Origin of the sequence: Ruegeria atlantica (assembly GCF_947495585.1) — a bacterium.
GTDB classification, from domain to species: domain Bacteria; phylum Pseudomonadota; class Alphaproteobacteria; order Rhodobacterales; family Rhodobacteraceae; genus Ruegeria; species Ruegeria atlantica_G.
In genome coordinates this window covers 1-275 of record NZ_CANLZK010000056.1, presented here as the reverse complement: position 1 = coordinate 275, position 275 = coordinate 1, and the positions used below count along the sequence as shown (strand labels likewise).

The 275-nt window shown below is 68.0% G+C and carries 1 pseudogene; it reads right to left on the bottom strand.

Annotated elements, in window-relative coordinates:
- Positions 1-275: pseudogene (locus QMP16_RS23545) on the bottom strand (bifunctional methylenetetrahydrofolate dehydrogenase/methenyltetrahydrofolate cyclohydrolase); the annotation flags it as partial.

The following is a 275-nucleotide window of genomic DNA, read 5'->3' as shown; positions in this document are numbered from 1 at the left end:
GTCATGGGGCCTACGCCGCCGGGGACCGGGGTGATGGCGCCGGCGCGTGCTGCGGCGCTGGCATAATCGACGTCGCCCACCAGTTTGTTCTTGCCGTCGCGTTCAATGCGGTTAATGCCCACGTCGATGACGGTGGCGCCTTCCTTGATCCAGTCGCCCGGCACCATTTCGGGGCGGCCAACGGCGGCCACAACGATATCGGCGCGGCGGACCACGTCGGGCAGATCCTTGGTGCGGCTGTGCGCGATGGTCACGGTGCAGCTGTCGCCCAGCAG